Genomic DNA, 23472 nt, shown 5'->3' with positions numbered 1-23472 from the left:
GCCTGGGGGCTCCCTCACCCCCGCGGCCCGCCCCTGGGGGGGGGGCCCCCCCCAACCCCCACACTCCTAACCGGCCCCCCCCCCCCCCCTACCCCCCCCCCCGGGGGGCCCCCCCCCCCCGGGCCCCCCCCCTCTGAGTTACTGTCGTGGGCCGTTAGACGAGGCGGCGGACCACGTAGTTCGTGCTGATCATTTTGCGCTTCGAGACGCGGGCGCCCGTGTGCGGCGAGTCGTACATGTAGCCGTTGCCGGCGTAGATGGCCGCGTGGTAGCCGTACGAGCCGTTGCGGAAGATGATCAGGTCGCCGGCCTTCTTGGCGCTCTTCGAGACCGAGCGGCCGACCTTCTGCTGCGTGTTGGCCTTGTGGGCCAGGTTCTTGCCGGCGGCCTTCTTGTAGACGTACTTCGTGAAGCCCGAGCAGTCGAAGCGGCTCGGACCCGAAGCGCCGAACAGGTACAGCGCGCCGGTGTGCTTCTGAGCCTCGGCGAGGACCTTGGCGCCGCTGGCCACGACCTTCACCGAGAGACGGCCGCCCACCTGCGGGGCGAACGTCGAGGTGCCCAGGTAGACCATGCGGAGCGAGCCGCTGACCTTGGGCTGGCCGTACAGGGCGACGGCGCCGTTCTTGTTCACCTTGCCGGAGGCCCAGTTCTGCCACTTGCCGTTACGCAGCGCCTGGAGGCGTACGTATCCGGAAGTGACGGCCTTGCCGTTGGTGGGGTTGAGGTAGCGGGCGGTCACCTTGACCTTGGCTCCCCACGCGAGCGTCCGGGTGCTGACGCTGGTGCGGACCGTGGGCTTGACCTTCGCCGCGGCCTTCGCGGTGGCGACCTGCGCCACTACGGGGGCGGGGGTTGCGGCGTGCGCGGCCGGCGTGGAGACCAGCTGGCCGGCGCAGAGGCAGAGACCCAGAGACAGCGCGATCTTGCCGGCACCGGCGGACACGCGGCGGCCCCGGCTCGAACGTTGTTCGTGCACGGTAGAGATATCCCTCCGGCACGCCTGCGAGGTTAGCTGTCGGGTTCGGGCGGGAAGGCTTGCCCGGCCGCTGGGAGGCGGCTTCACCCCAAGGTCTCTCCGTTGGCCGCCACCGGAGCGGGTGGCGCGGAGGAGACCGCTATTTGGGTCCCCCGTCCCTGCCCCCGTATGCCTTTGTGGTCGTACGTGGTGCTCATGATCGCGCTGCCTGGCCCGGGGCAGGGCTCGGCGTGAACCGGGCGGCGCAAGCCTCCAGCGGATTGCTGTCGGCCCAACCTTGGTACCTGAGATCCGGCTGAAGCGGCGGAATCGGTTCAGTAACCGAGAGTAGTTGGCACATGAGAGGGTGTCCGATTTGTGATCGCCCCGTAACTTTTGCCAGCACGCCTCGTGATCAGCCAAATACGATTTGTCGAAGGTTACGGGTGAATCAGAACACATAATTGCTCGTCACCCGCAGGGTGGCGGCCACCTGATATTCACTCTTCCGCCGTCTAAACCCTTCCTACCGGGCGAAATCCGCTCCCCCGAACAGCCGGCAGCGGCGACAACTCGACGTAACGTCCCGTTCCGGTACCCTCGTCGCCGTGACGGACGGGAAGATGCCCCTGCGTGCCAAGGTCGCGACCTCCGTGTCGAAGACCGCGGCGGCGCTCTCCAGGGCCGCGGGACGCGGCGACGGCTCGGTCATCGGCGGCTGGATCGGTCTCAAGATCGATCCTGAGCTGCTGAGCCACTTGGCGACCGGACGCGCGATCGCGCTCGTCTCGGGCACCAACGGCAAGACCACGACGACCCGGCTGGCGGCCGCCGCGCTCGGCGTCCTCGGCCCGGTCGCCACCAACTCCTTCGGCGCCAACATGCCCACCGGGCACACGTCGGCGCTGGCCAAGGCCGGTCAGACGCCGTTCGCGGTGCTGGAGGTCGACGAGCACTACCTCCCCCGGGTCATCGGCGAGACCAAGCCGCGGGTGGTGGCCCTGCTCAACCTCTCCCGCGACCAGCTCGACCGGGCCAAGGAGGTGGCGATGATGGCGCAGCTGTGGCGCACCGCCCTCGCCGGCCACCCGGATGTGAACGTGGTCGCCAACGCCGACGACCCGATGGTCGTGTGGGCCGCCTACGGATCGCAGAAGGTGACCTGGTTCAGCGCCGGCCAGCGCTGGCAGGACGACTCGTGGGTGTGCCCCGAGAGCGGCGACCCGATCGAGCGGGAGAACGGCGACTGGTGGTGCACCGGTTGCCCGCTGCGGCGGCCGATACCGCAGTGGCGCGTCGAGGACGAGGGCGTGATCGACCCGCGCGGCGACTGGCACCTGGTCAAGCTCCAGCTGCCGGGCACGGTCAACCTCGGTAACGCGGCGACCGCCCTGGCCGTGGCGGCCGAGTTCGGGGTACGCCCGATCGAGGCCCTCCCCCGGCTCTCCACGGTCACCTCGATCGCGGGCCGCTACGCGCAGGTCGACCGGGACGGCCGCAACATCCGGCTGCTCCTGGCCAAGAACCCGGCCAGCTGGCTCGAGGCGTTCGACATGGCCGAGCAGGCGCCGACACTGCTCTCCATCAACGCCCGCGACCCCGACGGCTTCGACACCTCGTGGCTGTACGACGTCGACTTCGCCCCGCTGTACGGCCGGCCGGTGCTGATCACCGGTGAGCGGGCCTACGACCTCGCGGTGCGCCTCGAGGTGAACGGGATCCCGTTCCAGCACGTTAGAACCTTCGAGGAGGCGCTGCAGACCGTGCCGCCGGGCCGCCTCGAGGTGATCGCCAACTACACCGCGTTCCAGGACATCCGAGCGGAGCTTGACCGTGTCAACTGAGGCCTTGCGCATCGTCTGGATCTATCCGGACCTGCTGTCGACGTACGGCGACCGGGGCAACCTGCTGATCCTGGCCCGCCGGGCCGCCATGCGCGGCATCCCGGTGGAGACGTACTCGGTCCGCTCCGACCAGCCGATGCCCGCGTCGGCCGACATCTACCTGATCGGCGGCGGCGAGGACGGCCCGCAGGCCCTGGCCGCCCAGCGGCTGATCAACGACGGCGGCATCCACCGGGCCGTGAACCAGGGCGCCGCGGTCCTGGCCATCTGCGCCGGTTACCAGCTGTTCGGTCACTCGTTCTTCGCAAAGGGTGCTAAATGCCCGGGCCTCGGGCTGCTCGACCTGCACTCCGACCGGGGCGAGACCCGCGCCGTGGGCGAGCTCCGCGGCGACATCGACCCCCGGCTGGGGCTGCCCCCGCTGAGTGGTTTCGAAAATCACGGCGGCCGCACCCACCTGGGCCCGAACGCCTTCCCGCTGGCCCGGGTGACGGCCGGCATTGGCAATGACGGCCAAACCGAGGGAGCCTGGGCAGGGAAGATTCTGGGCACCTACTCGCACGGCCCGGCTTTGGCTCGCAACCCAGCTATAGCCGATCTGCTACTGCGTTGGGCGATCGGCGCGGATAGTCTTGCCCCCGTCGACGACACCTGGGCCGAGCGCCTCAGGGCCGAGCGACTGGCCGCAGCCGGAGCCTGACGACGTTAACGACGACGACGAGACACTGGGACGGACGACTGCATGACTGACCTCCTGATCGCCCCGCGGGGCGCCACCCTCGCGGACCCTCAGGTTGCTGCTCCTCAGTCCTTGGGCTGGCGGCGCCGGCTCGTCCGGTTCGGCATCCTCGGCGTCGTCATCGCGGCCATCGCGGTCGCCGCCGCCGTCCTGCCGATCCACGAGATCGCCGGCGGCATCGCCAAGCTCGGCCCGGCCGCCGCGGCCATCATCGCCGTCGTCGGCGGCCTGCTCCTCTCGGTTCTCGTCCCCCGCACGGCCATCACGGTCGCGTGCGGCGCCCTCCTGGGCGCGGCCACGGGCGCGGCGACGGCTCTGGCCGCCGCGGTGATCGCCGCCGCGGTCACGTACTACGCGGGCCGCTGGGTCGGCCGGGGCGCCCTCCAGGCCCGGGCCGGCGGTAAGCTTCAGCGTCTCGACGGTTGGCTCAACAAGCGCGGCCTCTCGGCGGTCCTGCTGGTCCGCTTCCTGCCGCTGGCCCCGTTCGGCCTGGTCGGCTACGCCTACGGCACGACCAGCGTCTGCCGCAAGCGCTACCTGCTCGGCACCACGCTGGCCGCCATCCCGTCCGCCATCTCATACGCGACGATCGGCGCCGCCGTCACCCGCCCGGGCGAGATGAGCGTGCTGTCCTTCGCCCCCGCCGCGATCGGCTTCCTGCTGACCACCGGCATCGTCCTGTGGTGGAAGCGCTCCTCGAAGAAGGCGGCGGCCTTGGAGCCGAAGATCGCCACGGCATAGGTACGAATTCTCCACTGCTCCAACCACAAGAGGGCCGCTCCCGCTACGACGGGCGCGGCCTTCGCGTTTCTCCGGGCCGCAGCGCGTCTCGGCCTCAAAAGCCGTGGTCACCCTGAAACCGTCACCCACGGCCGGCGGCGCTTCCTCACACCGCACCCGGACGGCCACTCCCGGTCTGACCCGCCCCGCGCTCCCGCACCGCCCCACGCTCCCGACTCGTCGCCACCACCGCTCCCGCACCGCCGCACCCCCGCGCTCCCGCACCGCCCCACGCTCCCGGCCCGTCGCCACCACCGCTCCCGCACCGCCGCACCCCCGCGCTCCCGCACCGCCCCACGCTCCCGGCCCGTCGCCACCACCGCTCCCGCTCCGCCCCACGCTCCCGGGCCGTCGCCACCACCGCTCCCGCTCCGCCCCACGCTCCCGGGCCGTCGCCACCACCACTCCCGCACCGCCGCACCCGCGCTTCCGGTCGAGCCGCGCCCGACCGAGCCCTCGACTGAGCCGCCGCCCACCACTCTTCTGACACCATCCCGACCCCGCGCTCTCGGGCCGACCGCGCGCTCCCCCGCGCTGCGGCTCAGCATCGCTAGGCCGGCACAGATCGTTGCGCTCGCGGGTAGGCGTTTCGGGCCAGGCGTTCGGGTGGGCACTTCGGGCGAAAAGCCCCAGACCGAACGTCTCGGGCAGACGCACCGTGCGGGCGTTTCGGCAGACGACCTGGGTGGGGCGTTCCGGGCGGGGGCGCTCCGCTCCAGACGCTCGGGTCGGGCGTTTCGGGGGCCGCCGGCCGAGCCTCTCGGGCAGGGCGCTCCCGTTGAGGCTCTCCGGCGGCGGCACTCTGGGCCCGGCATTCGGGTGGGTGATTCTGGCGGAGTGTTTCGGGCGAAGCGTTCTAGCCAGATACTTCGGGCAGAGCGCTTCGGGATGCGGCGTTTCAGAGCGGGGCGGTCCGGAGCGGGGCGGTCCGGAGCGGGGCGGTCCGGAGCGGGGCGGTCCGGAGCGGGGCGGTCCGGAGCGGGGCGGTCCGGAGCGGGGCGGTCCGGAGCCGGGCGGTCCGGAGCCGGGCGGTCCGGAGCCGGGCGGTCCGGAGCCGGGCGGTCCGGAGCGGGGCGCTTCGGAGTGGGGCGCTTCGGAGCGGGGCGCTTCGGAGCGGGGCGCTTCGGAGTGGGGCGCTTCGGAGTGGGGCGTTTTGGGTGGGGGTACGGCGAAGGCCCACCGCTTTCGGCGGTGGGCCTTCTTGACCACGGCTTCGCGCGAGAGGCGCGCTGCGGCCCTTCGTTGCGCTGAGGTCGCGCTGAGCTTCCCGGGGCTGTCCTCTTGCGGTGGGGTGCCCGTGGACGCGTACCCCCTCGGTGTTGGTCTTAGACGACCACGCTCACCAGGCGGCCGCTGACCACGATGACCTTCTTCGGGTCTCGGCCGTTCAGGAACTCGGCCACCGAAGCCAGGGCCTCGGCTCGGATGTCGGCCTCCGGAGTGTCCGGGGTGACCGAGACCCGGGCCTTGACCTTGCCGTTCACCTGGACCGGGTAGGTGATCGACTCGGCTACCAGCTGGGCCGGGTCGGCCACCGGGAACTCGGTGTAGGCCAGCGTGCCCTCGTGGCCCAGCTTTGCCCACAGCTCCTCGGCCATGTGCGGGGCGAACGGGGACAGCATCAGCACCAGCGGCTCCACCGCCTCGCGGGACGCGACGGGCAGCGGGGTCAGCGTGTTCGTCAGCTCGATCAGCTTCGCGATCGCCGTGTTGAAGCGCAACTCGTCCATGTCGTCGCGGACGCCGGCGATCGTGCGGTGCAGATGCTTGCGGGTCTTCTCGTCCAGCGGGGCGTCGGTGCTGCGGACGGCGCCGGTCTCCTCGTCGACGACCAGGCGCCACACTCGCTGCAGGAAGCGCTGGGAACCTACCACCGCCCTCGTCTCCCACGGCCGGGAGACATCCAGGGGGCCCATCGCCATCTCGTAGACCCGGAACGTGTCGGCGCCGTACTGGTCGCACATCTCGTCGGGGGTGACGACGTTCTTCAGCGACTTGCCCATCTTGCCGTAGCTGCGCCTCACCTCCTGATCGCCGTAGAACCACTTGCCGTCGCGCTCGGCGACCTCCTCGGCCGGCACGTAGAACCCGCGCTCGTCCTGGAACGCGTACGCCTGGATGTAGCCCTGGTTGAACAGCTTGCGGAACGGCTCGAAAGACGAGACGTGGCCCAGGTCGTACAGCACCTTGTGCCAGAAGCGGGCGTACAGCAGGTGCAGCACCGCGTGCTCGACGCCGCCCACGTACAGGTCGACGCCGCCCGAGTCGCCATCTCGCCGCGGGCCCATCCAGTACGCCTCGTTGTCCGGGTCGACCAGCGCCTTCTCGTTCTCCGGGTCCAGGTAGCGCAGCTCGTACCAGCACGAGCCGGCCCACTGCGGCATGGTGTTGGTCTCCCGGGTGTACGTCTTCAGGCCGTCGCCCAGGTCCAGCTCGACGTTCACCCAGTCCTTCTTGCGGGACAGCGGGGTCTCGGGCTCGCTGTCGGCGTCGTCCGGGTCGAAGGTGCGCGGCGAGAAGTCGTCGACGTCGGGCAGCACCACCGGCAGCATCGAGTCGGGCAGCGCGACCGGCAGGCCGGTCTCGTCGTAGACGATCGGGAACGGCTCGCCCCAGTACCGCTGCCGGCTGAACAGCCAGTCGCGCAGACGATAGGTGGTGGCGCCGCGGCCGTGTCCGTGCTGCTCCAGCCACGCGATCATCTCGGCCTTGGCCTCGACGACGCCCTTGCCGTCCAGCCAGTCGCTGTTGACGGCCGGGCCGTCGCCGGTGAAGGCGCCTTCAAAACCTTCAGGAGCTTTCACCGTACGGATGATGGGCAGCTCGAAGACCTCGGCGAACTGCCAGTCGCGCTCGTCCTGTCCGGGCACCGCCATGATCGCGCCGGTTCCGTAGCCGGCCAGGACGTAGTCGGCGATGAATACCGGCACCTTGGCGCCATTCACCGGGTTGGTCGCGAACGCTCCCGTGAAGACGCCCGTTTTGTCCTTGGATTCGGTGCGCTCTTCGTCGGTTTTCGCCGCCGCCTGTGCCCGATATGCGCCGATGGCCGCGGCCGGAGTGGCGTGACCTCCGGTCCATTTCGGATTTGTCGGATTTGGCCAGCTTGCCGGTGTGATCTTGTCGACCAGCTCGTGCTCGGGCGCCAGGACCATGTAAGTCGCGCCGAACAGCGTGTCGGGACGGGTCGTGAAGACGGTGATGGTGTCGTCGCCGACCGGGAAGTCGACGTGCGCGCCCCGCGAACGGCCGATCCAGTTGCGCTGCATCAGCTTGACCGGCTCGGGCCAGTCCAGCGTGTCCAGGTCTTCCACCAGCCGGTCGCCGTAGGCGGTGATCCGCATCATCCACTGCTTCAGGCTGCGCTGGAAGACCGGGAAGTTGCCGCGCTCGCTGCGCCCGTCCGGCGTGACCTCCTCGTTGGCCAGCACCGTGCCCAGCCCGGGGCACCAGTTGACCGGGGCCTCGCTGACGTAGGCCAGCCGGTGGTCGTCGATCAGCTTGCGGCGCTCGACCGGCGTCATATCGGACCATTCGGCCCCCGGCGTGGGTCGCGTTCCGGCCTCGAACTCGGCGATCAGAGCCGAGATCGGGCGGGCCTTGCGCAGCTCGGGGTCGAACCACGAGTTGAAGACCTGCAGGAAGATCCACTGCGTCCACCGGTAGTACTCGGGGTCGGTGGTGGCGAAGCTCCGCCGGTCGTCGTAGGCCAGGCCCAGGCGGCGCAGCTGGCCGCGATAGCGCTCGATGTTGGCCGCGGTGGTGACCGCCGGGTGGGTGCCGGTCTGCACCGCGTACTGCTCGGCGGGCAGGCCGAACGCGTCGAAGCCCATCGGGTGCAGCACGTTGAAGCCGGCCTGCCGCTTGTACCGGGTGTAGCTGTCGGTGCCGATGTAGCCGAGCGGGTGACCGACGTGCAGGCCCGCACCCGACGGGTACGGGAACATGTCCTGGACGTGCAGCTTCGGCGCGCCGTGCCGCGGGTGGCCGGGGTCGGCCAGCTCGCCGGCCGGGTTCGGCGCGTGGAAGGTCCCGTTCTCGGCCCAGTAGGCCTGCCAGCGCGGCTCGATCTCGTTGGCCAGGGCGGCGGTGTATCGGAACGGCGGGGTCTCTGGCTCGCTCATCGTCGGCATCCGTCTTCTTCGTGGTTTATGAAGCAGGGCACAAAAAAACCCCTCACGCAGGAGGGGTCGCCGTGCTGGCCGGTCTCGGAGAAAGGCTGTCTCAGAGAAGGCCGCACGGCTGGCTAAGAAGCAGGAAGTGCCGAGCCATGCCTTGCATGATACCGGTCGCCGCCCAGGAGCGGCGACCGGTATACAGACGGCTAGCGGCCGATCCAGTCCGCGCCGCTCAAGACGCCCTCGTCCCCCGCCAGCACGCAGGCGCCGGCGGTCACATCGCAGCGGGCCGTGCGCGGGTTGTCCTCCACGGTGTCCTCGGTGAGCAGCACGTCGGTGGGCCCCAGCCAGGAGGGGTTGAGGCCGGGTACGGGCCAGGACCGGACCTGGTTCCGGCCGAGGTCGAGAACGCCGTGCTGCGTCGTGCTCCCGTTGGCCCAATCGAGCGAGACGAGCCGGCCGTCCGGGGAGACCGGCCCGGCCGACTTCCAGCCGTTGCAGTTGGCCATGGTCACCCTCGCGTCGCCGTCCAGCTTGAGCAGGCAACCGGTGGTGTCGTCCAGAGTCACGATCCCCCCGGCGACGCTCATCGCCGAGCTCACACGAACCGGGATCCGTTCGCCGCCGCCGGTCCAGGGAGCACGCCACGCCACGGTGCCGGCCTCGCCGACGAGGAGAAGGGCGGTGTCGGACGCCCACGCCATCTGCGTGAGGCGACCCGCGAGCTGGTGGACGACCCGGCCGGACGATACGTCGGCCAGCTTGACCGCCCGGCCGCCGCCGGTGGTGAAGGCGAGCATCGTTCCGTTCGGGGAGACCGCGACGCTGCTCGCCTCGGCGGCGTGCAGGATCGTGCGGCGGGAGTTGCCGGCGCCGACCAGCACGAAATCGACGTCGAACAGCCCGTCGCCACCCTTGGCGCCGGTCACCGCCACGAAGACGCCGTTGTCGCGGCGTGCGAGCAGGTGCACCGCCGACGATCCGGCGAACCGGACCGGGCCGGCCTCGGTCACCAGCGTCGGCTGCTTCACGACCTCCGGCACCAGCTCGGGATCCACAGTGCGCGGCACCGGCGCGGTGATCGGGCCGCCGGGGGCCAGCTGGTCGAACGTCTGGGCGTACTTGTCCGAGACGCCGAGAGTCCACAGGGGATGCGAGCCGTCCGCCTGGCCTCGTGTGGTCGCGACCGGAGCGACCGCCTGCCCGCCACCGTCGTTCGACCGGATCCCCACGGTCAGGCCCACCACCACGGCCGCGACCGCGACGGCGGCCGTCATCGCCACCGGCCAGGCCGCGAACCGGAGCCGGGCCTGCGCGCGCCGTGGCTCGCCGGCCGGGTTCCGCAGGCGGGTGCCGGCCGGGTCGATCCGCTCACTCACCTGGGTCAGCATGGTCGTCAGGCGCTGATCGAGCTCGTCCATCACCGCTCCCCCTTCGGCGTCTGCTCCGCCAGCGCGGCCGCGAGCCGGGCGTGGGCGCGGTGCGCGCTGGACTTGACTGTTCCGGCGCTGATGTTCAGCGCCCTCGCGATCTCCGCCTCGCCGAGATCACACCAGTACCGCAGCACCACCACCTCACGCTGCCGGCGAGGCAGGGCCTGAACCAGATCCCAGAGCCACCCGTCCTCGACGGGAACGAAGCCGGCCTCCTCGGGCCGGGCCAGACGTGGCGCGAACCTGCGGGCCACGGCACGACGGCGGAGGAGGCTGCGCGACCGGTTCACCACCGCGGCCCGGGCGTAGGACATGGCGGTGTCCGGCCGCACATCCGCCCATCGGCGGTACAACTGCTCCAAAACGTCCTGCGCCACGTCCTCGGCGTCGCCCCGCTCGCCCAGGAGCAGGTAGGCGAGACGGACCAACTGGGTCCCGCTGTCGTGGAAGAAGTCGGTGAACGTGGCACCGGCTTCCGCTCTCGTCTCCACCCTCATACCACCAATACGCCCAGGTGCTGGCCCAGGTTGTCCTTGACGCCGGGCACAAAAAAACACCGGTCGCCGCCGGATGGCGACGACCGGTGTCAGAGGTGCCTTACGCGGCGGGTCCGTAGACCGCCAGCTCGGTCGAGTCCTGGAACACGCAGCCGCTGTACGCGGGCGGCTGGCCGGCCGGGCAGAGGCCGGCGTCCTGGCCCTGCGTGGTCAGCATCGTGTACCGGATGTACTCGACGTCGTTGCCCGTGCCCGCGGTCAGCGCGACCGTGGTGGGCGTGACGGTGCCGCCCGGGAAGGTGCCGCTCGCGGCGACCGCCCAGGTCGTGCCGTCGGTGGAGGTCTCGACGCGGTAGCCACCGGTCGAGGCGGTGATGTCGTCGCCGCAGGTGGCCGACGGGTTGATCACCAGTTCGGAGATGTCGACGGCGCCGGAGAGGCGGATGACCGCGTTCTGGCCACCCTCAGCGACGTCCGAGCCCCAGCCGGAGATCTGCGACTGGTCGATCAGCTGGGCCGGGCCACAGCCGTACGGCGTGTAGTCCGGTCCGGTGGCGCTGACGATCGAGCCGCCGCCCGAGGAGGCCGCCCAGTCCTTGCGGACCGACCAGTTCTCGGTCTTCGTGCCCGAGTTGATCGACAGCGTCTTCACGACGATGTCGTAGCCGGCGCCGCGCGCGAACACCTTGGCGTACGTGCCCGGGATGATGCCGGTGATCTTGTAGGTGCCGTCCGCGGCCGTGGTGGCCCGGTAGTCACCGGCGAAGCCGGAGGCGTGCCCGCCGAAGGCGACGGTCAGGCCGCCCACTGCGGCGCTGGTGTCCGAGTCGGTCACCTTGCCGGTCAGCGTGCCCCGCGGGGTGTTGGCCGACGGCGGCGTCGAGAAGTCCTCGACCGGCTGCGCGTCGTCGCCGTCGATGGCGGCGGCGAAGTAGCCCATGCCCCGCTTGGCGAAGACCTTCCAGATCGTCTTGGCGTTCTTGCCCTTGTTGACGACCAGGTCGGCGGCGAGGATCGAGTTGCGCATGTCCAGGAAGGACGGGTTCGACGGGCTGAGCTCCATGGCCCGCGTCACGATCGACTGCGAGGCCTTGCTGCCGATCGCGGTGCGCAGGTCCCACAGGGTCTGCGCCCAGATCTCGCCGTCCGCGTGCACCTCGGGACCACCGGCGTAGATCTTGCCGAAGTCGCCGTAGGTGTAGCCGCCGGGGCCGGCGCCGGCGGTGCCGGGGCAGACCGTGGCGGACGCGCCGACGGTGCAGTCGAGCGCCTCGGTGCGGATCGTGCCGCCGGCCGTCCAGTACTTGCCGATGAGCACGTCGCCCGGCTTGTTCGGGACGTCCTTCTCCAGGCCCTTGCTGAAGATGTAGTCCGAGGCGTACCAGTCGCTCCAGGCCTCGCCCATCGAGCCGCCCTGGACCTGGCTGAGCGTCGAGTTGCCGGCCGCGTCGACCACGAGGCGGTTCGACAGGCCGTGGGTGTACTCGTGGTAGACCACGTCGGCCTCGTCACCGGTGTTGGCGGCGACCGAGCCCGGCCCCGGGGTCAGCAGGTACATCTGCATGACCGGCGGGATGCCGTCCGGCGGGGTGTTCATGTTGGCGTTGTCGGTGTGGTTGGCGTCGGGCAGGCCGTTCGCGGTGTTCGCGCCGTCCATGGCCTGGCCCTGCACCGCGTCGCCGTCCTGCGCCTCGAAGTTGCCGGCGGCCCGGGTGAAGCCGATCGGCGACGACTTGAGGTGGTCGTGGAAGGTGCCGAGGAAGGTGAACAGCTGCACCGCGTTCTGCTTGCGGTTGACCTGCCACGAGTTCGCCGTCTCCGGGTCCCACGAGCACGGGTACGCGTCCGAGCAGAGGCCGCCCACCTCGTCGTTGAAGTCGACGAACGGGTAGTCCCAGCGCTTGATGCCGGACGGGCCGACCTCCTCGCTCGGGTCGGCCAGGTCGTTGTCGTTCACGTCGGACCAGACGTGGGCCACGTTGCCGGAGAGCTGCCGCGCGTTGTTCGGCAGCCAGCCCTTGGCGGTCAGGTCGACCTTCTCGGGCGTGCCGCCCTTGGGGGCGCCCGGGTAGTTCTTCCACACCTCGCCCGCGGTGTCGTTGGCGATCGTGCTGTGGCGGTAGAGAACCTCGCCGCTGGCGGCGTCGACGACGTGCACGTAGCCCTCGTCGACGACGATCGTCTGGTACGCGAGACGTACCCCACTGGCGGTCTGGAACCACACCAGCTTGGCGTTGCCGTTGTCGCTGAAGGTGGTGACGCCCGCGGCCGACTTGGTGGCCTTGGCGGTGGACGTGCCGAAGACGTCCTTGACGGCGGCGGCGCGGGCGCCGGCCGGGGTCAGCTTGGCGGCGCCGGCGGACGGCGGCAGCGCCTTGAGCGGCGAGCCGTCGACCTGCACCAGGCGGCCGTCCTTGGTCACGTGCGCCTTGAGGCCGTTGCCGAACACCGGCACCCCGTCGGCGACCTGGATCCAGCTCAGGTGGTGAGTGCCCTCGATGTCGACGTAGTCCTGGCGCAGTACGAGCGTGGCCAGGTCGGCGGCGGTGAGGCCGAAGACGTCGGTGTGGGCGGCGATGTAGTCCAGCGCGATCTTCGCCGGCTTCTTCTTGCTCGGGCCGGTCAGGAAACCGTCGAGCTTGGCGACCCGGCGCGGGGTGCCGGTCGCGCGGTCGATGTCGACGATGCCCTGGACGCCCAGGGAGTTGCGCAGGGTGTTCACCGTCGTGGCGGACGGCGTCGCGACGAGCGCGCGGCTCAGGGCGGCGCTGGGCGCGGCGGCCGCCGCGGCGGCCAGGTTGGCGCGGCTGTCGTAGTCGGCTCGCCGCTGCTGCTTGCTGTCGGTGGCCCCGGAGACGGCGCCGGGTAGCGGCGCTGCTTGTGCCTGTGCCGGCAGCAGTGCTGCCAGCAGGGCGACTCCGGCGGCGGCCGCTCCCACCCGCTTGGTTGCGGACGGCACGGATAACGCTCTCAATTCAGCCCCTCTCGACCGGGCCAGATACTGGCCCATCGATGGCTGATGCTCTTGCCGATCGGCAAATATAACTAGAGCGATGTCTGATTCTTTACCTATCCGATATGCATGTCCGGTTGACGGTTGTCGAATTACGCCAGTGGCCGTCCTCGGCGAGTTGCTGTGATCGGGCTAACCTGTGTGAGCGGGCCCCGGCACCATCAGGCGGGCTGCGCATATCACCATGGAGGAGGCCCGTGACAACCCCGACCTGGGACGAGCCCGGCGGACCACTGCCGAGCGAGGACTTCCGCGCCGCGACGACAGCCATCATGGCCAACATCGAGCAGGTCATCGAGGGCAAGAGCGCGACGGTGCGGCTCGCACTGGCGGTTCTGCTGGCCGAGGGCCACCTGTTGATCGAGGACGTGCCGGGCGTCGGCAAGACCAAGCTTGCCAAGGCGCTCGCCCGCTCCATCGACTGTTCGGTTCGCCGCATCCAGTTCACCCCCGACCTGCTGCCCAGCGATGTGACCGGCGTCAGCGTCTACAACCAGGAGACGCGCGACTTCGAGTTCAAGCCGGGCGCCGTCTTCGCCAACCTGGTGGTCGGCGACGAGATCAACCGCGCCTCGCCCAAGACCCAGTCCGCTCTCCTCGAGTGCATGGAGGAGCGGCAGGTCACGGTCGACGGCACGACGTACGAGCTCCAGTCGCCGTTCATGGTGATCGCCACGCAGAACCCGATCGAGATGGAGGGCACCTACCCCCTTCCCGAGGCGCAGCGTGACCGGTTCACCGCCCGCATCGCGATGGGATATCCCGATCCGCGGGCCGAGCTGGCCATGCTGGGCGGCCACGGCGCCCACGACCCGCTGAGCGACCTGCGCGCCGTCGCCGACGCCGCCCTGGTCCGCCGGCTGATCGCCACCGTGCGCGACGTGCACGCGGCCGACGCCGTTCAGCAGTACGCGATCGCCCTGGTCACCGCGACCCGTGAGGCCCCGGAGATCCGCCTCGGCGCCTCCCCGCGGTCCACGCTGCAGCTGCTGCGCACGGCCAAGGCGTTCGCCTGCCTCGAGGGCCGCGACTACGTGCTCCCCGACGACCTGCAGGCGCTGGCCGTGCCGGTCCTCGCGCACCGGCTCATCCCGACCGCGGACGCGCAGCTCAACCGCCGCACCACCGACGCCATCGTGGCCGAGATCGTGCACCGGCTGCCGCTGCCGCACGACCGCAACCGTTCGCCGTACGACACCCGTAACACCGGCGGCGCGGGCACCCAGTACGAGCCGCGGGGGCGCTGACCATGCGGGAGGCCCTCCGCGGGCTCACGACGCGCGGCCGCTCGTTCCTCGCGGCGGCCGCCGCGGCGGGCATCTCCGCGATCATCCTCGGCGAGCGCGACCTGCTGCGGGTGGCCGTGCTGCTCGCGGCGCTGCCGCTGCTCGCCGCCGCGTACGTGGGCCGCAGCCGCTACAAGCTGGCCTGCACCCGGTCGCTCGACCCCGGCCGCACCCCGGTCGGCTCCAGCGCCCGGGTGATCCTGCGCCTGCAGAACATGTCCCGCCTGCCCACCGGCACGCTTCTGCTGGAGGACAGGCTGCCGTACGCCCTGGGCAGCCGGCCGCGCGTGGTGCTGGAGCGCCTCGGCGCCCACCAGGCCAGCTCGGTGGCCTATACGGTCCGCGCCGACGTGCGCGGCCGCTACCCCATCGGACCCCTGGTCATCCGGCTCACCGATCCGTTCGGTCTGTGCGAGCTGACCCGCTCGTTCCCGAGCGTCGACAAGCTCGTCGTGATCCCCCAGGTGGTCACACTTCCGACGGTCCGGCTGGCCGGGGAGTACGCGGGCACGGGCGACAGCCGCGCCCGCTCGGTCGCCGTGCACGGCGAGGACGACGCGGCCACCCGTGAGTACCGCCGCGGCGACGACCTGCGCCGTGTGCACTGGCGCTCCACGGCCCGTACGGGCGAATTGATGGTCCGCCGCGAGGAACAGCCCTGGGAGAGCCGGGCCACGGTCGTGCTCGACACCCGGGTCTTCGCCCACCGGGGCGAGGGACCGACGGCCAGCTTCGAGTGGGCCGTGTCGGCCGCCGCCAGCATCGCCATGCACCTGCGCCAGCAGGGATACAAGCTGCGCCTGGTGACCGGCACCGGCATCGACATCGACGCGTCCGAGGTGGCCGGCGAGGGCGTGATCCTCGACACCCTGGCCGACGTCAAGACCGCGCAGAACGGCGACATCTCGATCCTGGTCGAGCAGGTCCGCCGCCGCTCCGACGGCGGGCTGGTGATCGGCATCTTCGGCTCGCTCACCGTGCCCGAGGCCGAGCTGCTGGCCGGCCTGCGCGGCAACGGCGCGACCTGCATCGGCTTCGCCATCGACAGCTCGACCTGGGTCAACCTGACCCCGGGCGAGCGGCAGGAGTCCGACAGCGAGCACGCGGCGGCGGCGCTGGCCCTGGTGCAGAACGGCTGGCGTTCGGTGCCGGTCGTCCACGGGTCGACGCTGCCGCAGCTCTGGCCGGCCGCCGCCCGCGGCTCCAGCGGCTTCGCCTGGCGGGCCGCGATGGCCGAGACAGTGGGAGGAGTCATCCGATGACCGGCCCCCGCCGACTGGGGCTCGTCGCGGCCGCGGCGACATTGCTCGCCGCCGCGCCGATCTCGTCGATCTTCGACACCTGGAAATGGCTGATGATGTGCCTGCTCGTGGTGGGCTTCATCGCCGGCGCGGCGTTCGCCGCGCGGTCGCTGCGGTTCCCCACGTGGGCACAGGCGCTCAGCATGATCGTCGTACTGCTGCTCATGCTGACCTGGATGTTCCCCAGCGGTCACGAGTTCCTGGTGCCGACCCCGTCCACCTTCGGCCACTTCGCCGATCTGTTCACCCAGGCCGGTCAGGACACCCGGTCGTACGCCGTGCCGGTCCCCGACCGTGACGGCCTGCTCTTCGTCACGGTGCTCGGCATCGGGTCGGTGGCGATCGCGGTCGACCTGCTGACCGTGGTGGTGCGCCGCCCGGCCCTGGCCGGCCTGCCGATGCTGGCGATCTACTCGGTGCCGGTCGCGGTCTACATCGACAGCGTCCCGGTGCTGCCGTTCATCATCGGCGCGATCGGTTTCCTCTGGTTGCTGGTCTCGGACAACATCGACCGGGTACGCCGGTTCGGGCGCCGCTTCACCGGCGACGGCCGCGACGTCGACGTGTGGGAGCCGTCCCCGCTGGCCGCGGCCGGCCGCCGCCTCGGCGTGATCGGTGTGGCCGCCGCGGTGCTGCTGCCGCTGGCCGTGCCGACCATCACCGGCGGCCTGCTCTCCCAGCTCACCCAGACCGGCGCCGGCGCCGGCAACGGCGTGGGCGGCGGCGGCAACGGCGGGCGGATCAACCTGTTCGCCTCGCTGAGCGGCAACCTCACCCAGAGCGAGACGGTCGAGCTGGTCCGGCTCACCACCAACGAGACGACGCCGTTCTACCTGCGCTTCGGCGTGGCCGACCAGCTCACCAACCTGGGCTTCGGCAGCCGCTCCCCCAGCGGCCAGGCGGTCGCGGCGGGCATGCCCGACCCGCGTACGGCCACGGCGGGCGGCAACTACCAGGAGTACACGGCCGACGTGAAGGTCAGCAACAAGCTCAACCAGGGCATGCTGCCGGTCTACCAGAACACGGTGTCGGTCGACGGCCTGCAGCGCGGCTGGTTCTACGACAACAACCAGCAGGTGGTGTACTCCAACCGCAACTCCACAAAGGAGCTGGAGTACAAGTTCGACTACGTGCGGGCCCGCTATCAGCCGGTCGACCTGCGCCAGGCCGAGCCGCTGGCCCCGGACGACCCGATCGTGCGGCTGAACACGGCCCACCCCGAGGACGCGACGGTGGCGGCGCTGGTCACCCGGCTCACCGCCGGCAAGACCAACGACTACGACAAGGTCCGGGCGCTGTACGACTACTTCTCGTCGAAGAACGGCTTCACGTACAGCCTGTCGACGCAGGCGGCGAACAACAGCACGGAGATCGCGGCGTTCCTGCAGAACAAGGTCGGCTACTGCCAGCAGTACGCGGCGGCGCTGGCCTGGATGTCCCGCCAGGCCGGCATCCCGGCCCGGGTGGCGTTCGGTTTCACCCGGGGCGACAGCCGCGAGGGCAACACGTACGTCATCACGAACAAGAACGCCCACGCCTGGACCGAGGTCTACCTGCAGGGCTTCGGCTGGATCCCGTTCGACGCGACCCCGTCGGCCGGAGTCCGCGGAGCGGCCCGCTCCGACTGGGCGCCCGACACCGAGCTCCCGCCGTCGACGGCCCCGTCCGCGGCGACCACGGCCGACCCCGGCGCCGAGGCCTCGGGCGCGCCCGGCACCATCGACCGCCCCGACCGTCCCGACCTGAACGACCCGGGCGTGGCCGGCTCGACCACCACCACGGAGTCGAGCAACCTGGGCGGCACGCTGCTCATCGTCGCGCTGATCGCCCTGGTGCTGGCCCTGCTGCTGGTGCCGGCCCTGCGCCGCGTCCTGGTCCGCCGCCACCGCTACGCGGCGACGGTCCCCAAGGTGACGGCGCTGTCGGAGGCCCAGGCGGGCCGCCCCGACGTGGTGGTGACGGCGGAGACCACAAAGGCCAGAGAGGACGCCCACGCGGCCTGGGACGAACTGCTGGACACGATGGTCGACTACCGGGTCCCGCTGGACCCGTCGGAGACCCCGCGCGTCACGGCCCAGCGCCTCATCAAGGACGCCGTCCTGATCGACGAGTCGGCCACCTCGGCCACGTTGCTGGGCACGGCCGAGGAGAGGGCACGGTACGCCCGCAAGCCCCTGCAGGGCGGCGAGCTGACCGCGGCGCTCAACCACGTACGGCGGGGCCTGTCCCGCTCGGCCACCAGGCGCACCCGCCTGACCGCGGCCCTGCTGCCCCCGTCGGTCCTGATGCGCTGGCGCCTGGGCCTGGCCGACACCTCGGCCAAGCTGGTCGGGGCCGGGAGCCGCGCCCGCGACGTCCTGTCCCGCTTCAGCCCGCGCCGCCTGCTGGCCAACAGGAGCCGCTGACGCCGAAGATGCCGCCGCCCACCCCGGGCGGCGGCATCCTCTTTTCAGGCCGCGTAGCTCAGATCGTCCAGCGACATGATCCGGGGCCCGTCGACGCCGGCGTGGACGTCCGCCCGATCGAGGAGGACCGCGGCCAGACCGGCCGCCCGAGCGCCGAGCACATCCTTGTGGAGCGAGTCCCCCACCATCAGCGCCCGGGAGGCGTCGACGCCCACCCGCTCAACGGCATGCCGGAAAGCACGAGGATCAGGCTTCCCGGCCGGCAGAGTCGACGAGGACACCAGAAGATCAACCTCAGGCACCAGCCCGAGCCGCTCAAGCTTGCGGCGCTGCTGCGCGTCCTCCCCGTTGGTGAACACGGCAACCGTCAGCCCCGCCGCGCGGGCCCGCCGAAGCGCCGGAACAGCATCGTCGAAAAGGGCCCACCCGGCCTCGTACCGCTCCAGATAGCCCGCGAAGAGCCCATCCGCCTCGGCGTCGCTGAGAGCCACCCCGAGAAAGTCCCGGACACGCTCCCGCCGCTGCTCCTCGAAAGCGATCTCCCGCCGCTGATACCGCTCGTAGTGCCGTTCCGACACCAGAGCCCACCGAGCGGGAACATCGGCCCGGTCGTCACCGAACCCTGAGGCCCACTCGACAGCGGCGGCACGAAACGCCGTCTCCTGATCGACCAACGTGTCATCCAGATCAAAAAGCACGGCTTCCAGCACGCCCGGATCTTGACACGCCACGGGCTACGACGGGAACCTGCGCCACCCCACCGGCCGAGCCAGGACGATGATCAGGGTTCCCAGCGGACCCCACAGGCTGGGAACAAAGTACGGCCGATGATCCAGACATTTACGACGAACAAGCAGCTGATTCACCGGGTAGAAGGCGCCGATGATCACCAGCCACGCCAGCCAGCCCAGATAGTCACCCATCGCACCCTCACCTAGATCAACTAAACGGTAGCCGCCCGCGCCCAGAAGGCGGTTCCGCTGTTCGGGCGAGGTCACGTCCCTCAGGCGTCGACATACGAGCCCATGCCCACCGACGACCACAGGATGGCCGCCCGATCGGAACTGCGAGAACTTCTGGCCGGCACCAGCCCACTCGACACCGCCGGCCTCCAACCGCAGACAGGCGCGGGCAGGGGCCAGGGGCGACTGGCGCCCGGCGCGAACCCCGGCGGCGACGACGGCGACGGCAGCGACGGCAGCGGCAGCGGCGACGACGGCGACCGTGCGGGGCGGCGGACGGCTTGACGCGGCGCTGGCGGCTACGGGCGCAAGGACAGCCGAGCATGCGGGTGGGGAGGTTCCTGGGCGCAGGCCCAACGGCGGGGCGCAGATAGCCAAGCATGCGGGCGGCGGTTTCCCGGACACAGATTCAACGGCTGGGCGCGAGACAACCCATCACGCAAGCAGCGGCCGGCCCGGCGCCGGGTTCGACTGCTGGGCGCGAGAGAGGCGGCGTGCGGGCGGCGGCAGGCCCGGAGGCCAGGCGCGAGACAGCCGGGCGGGCGGGTTGGCGTCGGCCCGCATCCGGGCGTGTGGCTCGGCGTCGGCCCGCCGGGCGGGTGCGAGGCAGCCGGGCGTACGGGCGGTGGGGCCGGGGGGCCAGGCGTGGGGAAACGGCAGATGGCGGCCTGAGGCCGCCATCCTGCTCTGGCCGGTGCTGTCGGCATCGGCTCGGGGCCTGCTGGACGCCGAGGCGGGGCAGCTGGCCTTTGGTGCCGGCCGGCTGGGCCGGCAGGCTCGCTATGTGGTTGTGGTCGTCAGCGGTGACCCTCGGGCCGCTGGCGCCAGCGGTCCTCCAGGCGGTCGAGGAAGCCTGACTTGCGGGTCTGGCGGGTGCGGCGCGTGGCTGTGCCGCCCACCGCGTGGAGGTCGGGGGCCGAACCCTTGCGACGGGACTGCATCGCCAGGGCGGCCGAGCCGAGCATGACGACGAAGCCGGCCACGCCGAGCGGCGTGTTGCTGCTGACCGTCCCGTAGACGACCAGGGCGAGGCCAAGGATGATCACGAACGCGGCGATGAGGAGCCGGCGCCGTGCGTGGAAACGCGGGTCGCTGGCCCGCACAGCCGAGGCGAATTTGGGGTCCTCGGCAAGCGACCGCTCGATCTGATCGAACAGCCGCTGCTCGTGCTCCGAGAGCGGCACGGCATTCCTCCCCGGGCGCGGTAACCGGTCCCTCGGGTTGGGACCGGGGTGTCACTAAGGTAAGTGGCTCGGGACAGCCGTCGGCTGCCTTACCGAGCAAGTCTACGAGGGGGTTGGCGGGTCGGAAAGCGGGACGACCGTCGAGTGCGGGTGATTTTCGGTTCGGCGTAGATCGCTTTGTCCCAAAAGACTGGCCGGACCGACGCTCGCCCGGCCGAACCGGGCGATCACCGCGTCGGTGGCGGCCTCCGCCTCGCGCCAGCCGCGCTCCGGCTCACCCAGGCTGAGCTGCCGTGACGTGGTCGCCGCGTCGGTGAGGCCCTCGACCCGGACGCCGACCAGACGAATGTGGTCGCGCGCGCCCAGCGCCGTGAACAAATTCCAAACCGTCTCGAAAATCTCACGTGCCACATCGGTGCTCGTGGGCACCGTACGAGATCGGTTGACCGTCCGGAAGTCGGCCAGCCGGACCTTGATCGCGATCGTGCGGCCGACGTACCCGCTCGCGCGCAGCCGGGCCCCGACCTTCTCGGAGAGGGCGAGCAGGCTGCGCCGGATCAGGAGCGGATCGGCGACGTCGGTATCGAACGTCATCTCGGCGCCGATCGATTTCTCCTCACGCTCGGGCGTCACCCGCCGCGGGTCGCGCCCCCACGCCAGCTCGTGCAGATGGGTGGCCGCGGCGTCACCGAGCGCGCCCCGGAGCATGTTCACCGGAGCGTGGGCGATCTCGCCGACCGTGGTGAGCCCGAGCCGGCGCAGCGTCTCGGCCGCCCGCTCCCCCACGCCCCAGAGCGCGTCGACCGGCAGCGGATGGAGGAAGTCGAGCACGAGCCCGTGCGGGACGACGACCACGCCGTCGGGCTTGGCCCGGGTGGAACCGAGCTTGGCCACGAACTTGGTCGAGGCGACACCGACCGAGCAGGTCAGCCGCTGCTCCTCGAGCATGCGGCGGCGGATCAGCTGGGCGATCTCGACCGGCCGCCCCAGGAGCCGCTGGGCGCCGGCCACGTCGAGGAAGGCTTCGTCGGAGGAGAGCGGCTCGACCAGCGGCGTCACGTCCCGGAAGATCGCCATGACGGCCCGGGAGGCCTCACCGATGGCGGGACCGTCGACCGGCAGGAAGATCGCCCGAGGACAGAGGAGCCGGGCCCGGGCGGTGGGCATGGCGCTGCGTACGCCGAATCTCCGCGCCTCATAACTGGCCGAGCTGACCACACCACGCGGCCCGACGCCGCCGACGACCACCGGCTTGCCCCGCAGCGAGGGGTCGGACCGCACGGCGACGGACGCGAAGAAGGCGTCCATGTCGACATGCAGGATCGTGCACCCCGCGTCGTCGGCGCCGGGCCCGAAACGCGGGTCACGCTCCCTCGGCACAGCCTGGCTTCGTCCCACGTCAGGAAGGCTAGTGCGGTGTCCACGAACGTTTGCCGGGTGGGTTCCGGTGGTGTTGTGGATCCTCGCCCATGAGTGTGGACGAGCGACTCCCCACCGGTGTGGGTGGGGCGGGCCTCCGCCGGCCAACTGACCCGCCGGCCGCCGCCCGTGGGTGGCGGCGGGGGTCACGCCGTGCTGGTCCGGCACCGGGAAGGTGCCGTCCGGCTCGACGGTGCGTGACCATCTGACCCATGACAGGGGTGCAGGTGGTGAGAGCGCTGCCCGGGGTTCGGGCGGCGATGGTGAACGCCGCGGCGAGGTCGCGATGCCCGGCGAACTGACAATGCCGGCAGGTCATGGTCCTGCCGCGTGGTTTGGTGATCTTCTTGCCGCAGTGTGGGCAGGTTGAGGAGGTGCCGCGTTCGTCGACCAGATGGACTTGGATTCCGGCCAGGGCGGCTTTGTCTTGCAGGATCCTAAGGGTGCGGCCGATCTGCCAATGCCGGAGCCGCAGGTTGTGCCGCCGCCCGGCCGGCAGATCGAGCACACCACGCGGGTCCCCGACGGTCAGCGTGCCGATCCGGTGCTCGACCGCCCAGCCGACCACTGTTGTGGCGGCCTCGTGCAAGGCCTGCCGCACGCGGCGGCGGTGCCGGCCTTCGATCAGCCGGGCCCGGCGGCGGGTCTTGCGCCAGCGCCGCGATCCGCGTTGCCGTTTGCTGGGTGCCCGGGTGGCGGTGGCGCGGCGGCGGGCTTTGGTGTCGGCCAGATGCAGGCGGTGCTCGGCCCGAATCGCGCGGCCGGAGACCAGCAGCGCCGCACCGTCGCGGGTGGCGACCGCGAACGGGTGAATGATCCCGCAATCCACCCCCGCGACGCGGCCCGGGTCAGGTTGCTTGCCGGCCGGATACGTGGCGATCGGGAGTTCGGCGGTGACGTCGAGGCACAGTCGGCCGTCAGCGAACAGCAGGGTCACCGACCGCAGGGTCTCGGCCGGATACGGCACCAGCCGATCCAGCCGCAGCAGCAACGCCCGGCAGCCCCGGGCGACCGGTAGCCGCAGGCGGTGTCCGTCAAGGCCGAAGGTGCCGTGGTACCAGCGGATCGGCATCAACGAGCGCCGGCGGCGCGGGAACCGCACCTCGAGGGCGCCGGCTTTGCGGCGGGCGGCGGCGGAGAACCAGGCATCGGAGTAACGCCGTAACACCGACCGGGCACCTGTGCTGTCGAGTTCACTGAACGTGCCGGGCCCGGACTGGGCCAGCAGGCGGCACAGCTCCTGATAGCCCGCCGCCGGGGCGTCCCCACGCCGGCGCCGCCAGCCGTTGACCTCCAGCACACACGCCCACACGTCCCCGGCGGAGCGCAGCAAACCGAAACAACGCTGCCGCTGGGCGCGGGTCAGGCGCAGGCCGACCCAGGCGGTGCGGTGTACCACCGGACCAGCACTAGCGCTGCGACGTCTAGGCATGGAGCAAGGATGCCACGGACGTCGAACCCGGTCAACGTTCATGGACACCGCACTAGCGGCACCCCCTGACAAAAACATCGAGGAATAAAACGTACATTTAG

General features: G+C 71.0%; 17 protein-coding genes and 1 riboswitch. Of the genes, 7 read left to right on the top strand and 10 right to left on the bottom strand.

What is annotated here, in order from left to right:
• Nucleotides 1–154: 154 nt before the first annotated feature.
• Entirely contained in the window at nt 155–979 is an 825-nt protein-coding gene (locus ACFY36_RS37450) for a C40 family peptidase (RefSeq protein ID WP_499750616.1), read from the bottom strand.
• Nucleotides 980–985: 6 nt separating this feature from the next.
• Nucleotides 986–1116: riboswitch (cyclic di-AMP (ydaO/yuaA leader) on the bottom strand.
• A 465-nt stretch (nt 1117–1581) separates the two neighbouring features.
• On the opposite strand from ACFY36_RS37450, the gene ACFY36_RS37445 reads away from it, so the two are divergent.
• From ACFY36_RS37445 to ACFY36_RS37435, 3 genes are read left to right on the top strand one after another with little or no spacing between them, the layout of a single operon-like run.
• Complete coding sequence (locus tag ACFY36_RS37445) at nt 1582–2802, top strand: MurT ligase domain-containing protein (RefSeq protein WP_499750634.1); 1221 nt, start codon at nt 1582–1584, stop codon at nt 2800–2802.
• Complete coding sequence (locus ACFY36_RS37440; protein ID WP_499750615.1) at nt 2792–3502, top strand: type 1 glutamine amidotransferase; 711 nt, start codon at nt 2792–2794, stop codon at nt 3500–3502. The genes ACFY36_RS37445 and ACFY36_RS37440 overlap by 11 nt, the downstream gene beginning before the upstream one ends.
• A 42-nt stretch (nt 3503–3544) precedes the next feature.
• Entirely contained in the window at nt 3545–4282 is a 738-nt protein-coding gene (locus ACFY36_RS37435) for a TVP38/TMEM64 family protein (RefSeq protein ID WP_499750614.1), read from the top strand.
• A gap of 1364 nt (nt 4283–5646) precedes the next feature.
• Here ACFY36_RS37435 and leuS read toward each other — a convergent pair.
• From leuS to ACFY36_RS37415, 4 genes are all read right to left on the bottom strand, one after another.
• Entirely contained in the window at nt 5647–8454 is a 2808-nt protein-coding gene (gene leuS, locus ACFY36_RS37430) for a leucine--tRNA ligase (protein ID WP_499750613.1), read from the bottom strand.
• A gap of 191 nt (nt 8455–8645) precedes the next feature.
• Nucleotides 8646–9860, bottom strand: a complete 1215-nt coding sequence (locus ACFY36_RS37425; RefSeq protein ID WP_499750612.1) for a WD40 repeat domain-containing protein — start codon at nt 9858–9860, stop codon at nt 8646–8648.
• Nucleotides 9860–10363, bottom strand: a complete 504-nt coding sequence (locus ACFY36_RS37420; protein WP_499750611.1) for a sigma-70 family RNA polymerase sigma factor — start codon at nt 10361–10363, stop codon at nt 9860–9862. The genes ACFY36_RS37425 and ACFY36_RS37420 overlap by 1 nt, the downstream gene beginning before the upstream one ends.
• Nucleotides 10364–10469: 106 nt before the next feature.
• On the bottom strand, nt 10470–13328 hold the full coding sequence (locus ACFY36_RS37415; RefSeq protein ID WP_499750610.1) for a M36 family metallopeptidase: 2859 nt from the start codon (nt 13326–13328) through the stop codon (nt 10470–10472).
• Nucleotides 13329–13579: 251 nt separating this feature from the next.
• On the opposite strand from ACFY36_RS37415, the gene ACFY36_RS37410 reads away from it, so the two are divergent.
• Genes ACFY36_RS37410 through ACFY36_RS37400 form a run of 3 tightly spaced genes read left to right on the top strand, consistent with a single transcriptional unit; the run spans nt 13580 to nt 18374 of the window.
• Nucleotides 13580–14629, top strand: coding sequence for an AAA family ATPase (locus tag ACFY36_RS37410; RefSeq protein WP_499750609.1), 1050 nt, complete (start codon nt 13580–13582; stop codon nt 14627–14629).
• Nucleotides 14630–14631: 2 nt separating this feature from the next.
• On the top strand, nt 14632–15930 hold the full coding sequence (locus ACFY36_RS37405; RefSeq protein ID WP_499750608.1) for a DUF58 domain-containing protein: 1299 nt from the start codon (nt 14632–14634) through the stop codon (nt 15928–15930).
• On the top strand, nt 15927–18374 hold the full coding sequence (locus ACFY36_RS37400; protein ID WP_499750607.1) for a transglutaminase TgpA family protein: 2448 nt from the start codon (nt 15927–15929) through the stop codon (nt 18372–18374). Before ACFY36_RS37405 ends, ACFY36_RS37400 begins: the two co-directional genes overlap by 4 nt.
• 44 nt (nt 18375–18418) lie before the next feature.
• On the opposite strand, the gene ACFY36_RS37395 is transcribed toward ACFY36_RS37400, so the two are convergent.
• On the bottom strand, nt 18419–19084 hold the full coding sequence (locus ACFY36_RS37395; RefSeq protein WP_499750606.1) for an HAD family hydrolase: 666 nt from the start codon (nt 19082–19084) through the stop codon (nt 18419–18421).
• A 24-nt stretch (nt 19085–19108) separates the two neighbouring features.
• Nucleotides 19109–19297, bottom strand: a complete 189-nt coding sequence (locus ACFY36_RS37390; protein WP_499750605.1) for a hypothetical protein — start codon at nt 19295–19297, stop codon at nt 19109–19111.
• A gap of 123 nt (nt 19298–19420) precedes the next feature.
• On the opposite strand from ACFY36_RS37390, the gene ACFY36_RS37385 reads away from it, so the two are divergent.
• Complete coding sequence (locus tag ACFY36_RS37385) at nt 19421–19621, top strand: hypothetical protein (RefSeq protein ID WP_499750604.1); 201 nt, start codon at nt 19421–19423, stop codon at nt 19619–19621.
• A gap of 512 nt (nt 19622–20133) precedes the next feature.
• Here ACFY36_RS37385 and ACFY36_RS37380 read toward each other — a convergent pair.
• The 3 genes from ACFY36_RS37380 to ACFY36_RS37370 all read right to left on the bottom strand — a co-directional run bounded on the left by ACFY36_RS37380 (nt 20134) and on the right by ACFY36_RS37370 (nt 23371).
• The gene (locus ACFY36_RS37380) at nt 20134–20520 is read right to left on the bottom strand and encodes a DUF3040 domain-containing protein (RefSeq protein WP_498658098.1); all 387 of its coding nucleotides are present in this window, start codon (nt 20518–20520) and stop codon (nt 20134–20136) included.
• A gap of 102 nt (nt 20521–20622) precedes the next feature.
• The gene (gene dinB / locus ACFY36_RS37375) at nt 20623–21918 is read right to left on the bottom strand and encodes a DNA polymerase IV (protein WP_499750603.1); all 1296 of its coding nucleotides are present in this window, start codon (nt 21916–21918) and stop codon (nt 20623–20625) included.
• Nucleotides 21919–21928: 10 nt separating this feature from the next.
• The gene (locus tag ACFY36_RS37370; RefSeq protein WP_499750602.1) at nt 21929–23371 is read right to left on the bottom strand and encodes an RNA-guided endonuclease InsQ/TnpB family protein; all 1443 of its coding nucleotides are present in this window, start codon (nt 23369–23371) and stop codon (nt 21929–21931) included.
• Between the last annotated feature and the right edge of the window lie 101 nt (nt 23372–23472).

It is taken from the genome of Actinoplanes sp. NPDC000266, assembly GCF_042899005.1.
Taxonomy (GTDB): domain Bacteria; phylum Actinomycetota; class Actinomycetes; order Mycobacteriales; family Micromonosporaceae; genus Actinoplanes.
Note: the sequence above shows the minus strand (reverse complement) of the source record. Positions and strands in the feature narration are given on the sequence as shown.